Annotated in this window: 1 protein-coding gene; it reads left to right on the top strand. The window is 48.6% G+C overall.

Translation table 11 applies throughout. From position 1 onward, the window contains the following. Positions 1 to 313: hypothetical protein (locus ACTG7X_RS11095; protein WP_439258496.1), on the top strand; the 313-nt coding region annotated here is incomplete at both ends.

The raw sequence follows: 313 nt of genomic DNA, 5'->3' as shown, positions 1-313 counted from the left end.
ACAACACCTGTCGATCCAGACGCGACACCGGTGAAAGATCCGGCAAACTTAACGCCAGAAGAAAAAGAGAAAGTGATCGAAGCGGTTAAAGCGAAGAACCCAGATTTCCCAGAAGGCACAACAGTAACTGTTGCGGATAATGGTGAAGTCACCGTGACTTATCCAGATAATTCAACGGACACTATTGAGCCTGCCAAGGCTGTCAGCGTGATTCCGATCACAGACTATACAACACCTGTCGATCCAGACGCGACACCGGTGAAAGATCCGGCAAACTTAACGCCAGAAGAAAAAGAGAAAGTGATCGAAGCGG

Origin of the sequence: Lonepinella sp. BR2271 (assembly GCF_051851515.1) — a bacterium.
Lineage (GTDB): Bacteria > Pseudomonadota > Gammaproteobacteria > Enterobacterales > Pasteurellaceae > Lonepinella.
Note: the sequence above shows the minus strand (reverse complement) of the source record. Positions and strands in the feature narration are given on the sequence as shown.